This is a genomic window from Streptomyces corynorhini (assembly GCF_003346515.1).
Lineage (GTDB): Bacteria > Actinomycetota > Actinomycetes > Streptomycetales > Streptomycetaceae > Streptomyces > Streptomyces corynorhini.
This window is the reverse complement of sequence record NZ_QQNA01000075.1, coordinates 1-4,046: the sequence shown is the minus strand read 5'-3', so window position 1 is coordinate 4,046 and position 4,046 is coordinate 1. Positions and strand designations below refer to the sequence as shown.

The 4,046-nt window shown below is 72.1% G+C and carries 1 protein-coding gene; it reads left to right on the top strand.

Annotation, left to right across the window (positions count from 1 at the left end; translation table 11 throughout):
- Positions 1-4,046, top strand: a 4,046-nt coding sequence (locus DVH02_RS11060; RefSeq protein WP_114623608.1) for a type I polyketide synthase, incomplete at both ends; no start/stop codon positions are given.

The following is a 4,046-nucleotide window of genomic DNA, read 5'->3' as shown; positions in this document are numbered from 1 at the left end:
GCTGCTGGCGGGGTGGGTGGGGCGTATTGATGTGGCTGCGGTGAATGGTCCGGGTTCTGTGGTGGTGGCGGGTGACGCGGACGCGTTGGATGAGTTGGTGGCGCGGTGTGAGTTGGATGAGGTGAGGGTGCGGCGGGTGCCGGTGGACTACGCCTCACACACGTGGCATGTGGAGGCGCTTGAGGGCGAGTTGGCGGAGGTTCTTGCGCCGGTTGTTCCTCGGGTGGGTGGGGTGCCGTTCTTCTCGACGACTGAGGCCGCGTTTGTGGATACGGCTGAACTCGACGGCGGTTATTGGTATCGCAACTTGCGTCAGCGGGTGCGGTTTGCTGAGGCGGTGGAGAGTCTGGCCGGGCAGGGTTTCGGTGCGTTTGTCGAGGTCAGTTCGCATCCGGTGTTGGGTATGGCGGTGCAGGAGGCTGCCGCGGACGCGGTGGTGGTGGGCACGCTGCGTCGTGATGATGGGGGTAGTGGGCGTTTCCTGACGTCGTTGGCCGAAGCGTGGGTGCGGGGTGTTCCTGTGGACTGGACGGCTGTCCTTGCCGGTCAGGACGGCACCACCGTCCCGCTCCCGACCTACGCCTTCCAGGACCGCCCCTACTGGTTCGACACCACACCGCCGCAGCACAGCGGCGGCGCGGGCGAAGCCGCCGACCCCGTGGACGCCGAATTCTGGGCGGCCGTGGAGGAACAGAACCTCGACGCCCTGACCGGAGCGCTGGACGGGGCGGGGGACAGCGGGCAGGAAGCCCTTGCCCAGGCCCTGCCCGTCCTGTCGGCCTGGCGGCGCGGCAGGCAGGACACCGCCACCATCGACTCCTGGCGCTACCGGCTCGCCTGGCGGCCGACCCCCGACTCCCCGGCCGCCCGCCCGCTCGACGGCACCTGGCTCGTCATCGTGCCCGCAGGCCACGCCGAGACACCCCTCATCACCGCCTGCCTCGACGGACTGGCCGCCCACGGCACGCGGACCGTGCCGCTCTTCGTGGACTCCACCGGCATCGACCGGGAACAGATGGCCGCCCTGCTCGTCGGAACGGCCGAGCACAGCGGCACCGACGACGGGACCGGCAGGGACGACATCGCGGGACAGGGCGGATTCAGCGGCATCCTGTCCCTCCTCGCCCTCGACGAGCACCCTCACCCCGCACAGCCCGGCCTCCCCGCCGGTTTGGTCGCCGGCCTCGCGCTCATCCAGGCGTGCGTCGACACCGGCGTCCGAGCCCCGCTGTGGCTGGCCACCAGCGGAGCGGTCACCACCGGTGACGCCGACCCGCTGCGCAACCCCGTACAGAACGCCACCTGGGGCATGGGCCGCGTCGCCGCGCTGGAACACCCCGAGTTCTGGGGCGGCCTGGTCGACCTGCCCGAGGTCGCCGACGCGCACACCGACGCCCGGCTCCGCACGGTACTCGCGGGCGCCGACGCCGAGGACCAGGTCGCGATCCGCCGCGCGGGCACCCTCGTCCGCCGCCTGGTGCGCACCCCCGCCGGGCCCACCGCCGCCACGGACCGTACCCGGGCCTCCCGCGGAACCGCGCTGATCACCGGAGGCACCGGGGGACTCGGCGGCCACACCGCCCGACTGCTCGCCCGCACCGGCACCGAACACCTGGTCCTGATCAGCCGACGCGGCCCGGCCGCACCCGGCGCCGACGACCTCGCCGCCGAACTCCGCGACCTCGGCGCCCGCGTCACCATCGCCGCCTGCGACATCGCCGACCGCGACGCGCTGGCCGAACTGGTCGCCCGCGTCGAGGCCGACGGGCCGCCGATCCGCACCGTCGTGCACACCGCGGGCGTCGGCATCCTCATTCCGCTGGCCACCACCACCCTTCAGGAGTTCGCCGAAGGCGCCGAGGCCAAGCAGTCCGGCGTCGCCCACCTCGACGCGCTCTTCTCCGACGACCGGCTCGACGCGTTCATCGTCTTCTCCTCCGTCGCCGGTCTCTGGGGCAGCGGCGACCACGGCGCCTACGCCGCCTCCAACGCCTACGCCGACGCCGTGGCCGAACACCGCCGCGCCCGCGGCCTGGCCGGCACCTCCATCCCCTGGGGCATCTGGAGCGACGAGGGCGGCGGCATGGCCCTCGAAGTCGTACAGGAACAACTGCGCTGGCGCGGCATCCCGTTCATGGACCCGACTCTCGCGGTCCGGGCCATGCAGCAGGTCCTCGACCGCGACGAATGCCTGGTCGCCGTCGCCGACATCGACTGGGAGCGGTTCGTCCCCGTCTTCACCGCCGCCCGCCCCCGCCCCCTGCTCACCGAAGTCCCCGAGGTCGCCGCACTGCTGCGCGCCGAGGAGGACCGTGACCGTCGCGACACCCCCGACACCGAGACCTCCGGCCTGGTCACCCGTCTGCGGGCCCTGAGCACCGACGACCAGGACCAGGCCGTCCTCGACCTGGTGCGCGGCCAGGTCGCCGCCGTACTCGGCCACAGCACCCCCAACACCGTCGAGGTCGGCCGGGCCTTCCGCGAGCTGGGCTTCGACTCACTGACCTCGGTCGAGCTGCGCAACCGGCTCAACACCACCACCGGACTGCGGTTGCCGGTCACCGTCATCTTCGACCGGCCCACGGTCACCGCGCTCGCCCGCCACGTCCGCGAGGAACTCGTCGGCGCTCCGGACGGCCTGCCCGTCCCGGCCGCCGCACCCGTCCCGGCCAACGTGCCTGCCGACGACGATCCGATCGTCATCGTCTCCATGAGCTGCCGCTACCCCGGTGGCGCCGACACCCCCGAACGGCTCTGGGAGATCCTCGCCGAGGGCCGCGACGTCATCGACGCCTTCCCCGACGACCGCGCCTGGGACCTCGACGCCCTGTACGACCCGGACCCCGACCGCGAAGGCACCTGCTACGCCCGCGAAGGCGGCTTTGTCCACGACGCGGGCCACTTCGACCCCGGCTTCTTCGGTATCTCCCCGCGCGAGGCCATCGCGATGGACCCCCAGCAGCGGCTGCTGCTGGAGACCTCGTGGGAGGCCCTGGAACGCGCGGGACTGCTTCCCGACTCCCTGCGCGGCACCCCCGTCGGCGTGTTCGTCGGCGCCGCCAACCAGGGCTTCGGCGGCCTCGACAACCTGCCCGAGGGCGTCGAGGGCCACATCGTCACCGGCAGCGCCACCAGCGTCCTGTCCGGCCGGATCGCCTACACCCTCGGTCTTGAGGGCAGCGCCGTCACCATCGACACCGCCTGCTCCTCCTCTCTCGTCGCCCTCCACATGGCCGTTCAGGCGCTGCGCTCCGGCGAGTGCTCGATGGCACTCGCGGGTGGCGTCGCCGTCATGGTGGAACCGATCGGCTTCATCGGCTTCGCCCGTACCCGGGGTGTCGCCCCGGACGGCCGCTCCAAGGCGTTCGCCCAGGCAGCCGACGGCATGGGCCTCGCGGAGGGCGCCGGCATGCTGCTGCTGGAGCGGCTCTCCGACGCCCGCCGCAACGGCCACCCCGTCCTCGCCGTGGTCCGCTCCTCCGCCCTCAACCAGGACGGCGCCAGCAACGGTCTGAGCGCCCCGAGCGGCCCGGCTCAGCAGCAGGTCATCAGGGCGGCCCTCACCAGGGCCGGCCTCTCCACCGCCGACATCGACGCCGTCGAGGCGCATGGTACGGGCACGACGTTGGGTGACCCGATCGAGGCGCAGGCGCTGCTGGCCACGTACGGGCAGGGCCGTGACGCCGAGAGTCCGTTGTGGTTGGGGTCGTTGAAGTCGAACATCGGCCACACGCAAGCCGCTTCGGGTGTGGCGGGTGTGATGAAGATGGTGCTGGCGATGCAGCACGGTGTGCTGCCGCGGACGCTGCACGTGGACGAGCCGACCCCGCATGTGGATTGGTCCACGGGTGCGGTGTCGTTGTTGACGGAGGCGGTGGAGTGGCCTGGTGGTGGGGGTCGTCCGCGTCGGGCGGGTGTGTCGTCGTTCGGGGTGAGTGGGACGAACGCGCATGTGGTGTTGGAGGAGGCGCCTGTGGAGGTGCTGGAGGAGGCTCCGGAGGAGGTCTCCGGGCCTGTCGGTGACCGGGGTGTGGTGTTCGAGGCTG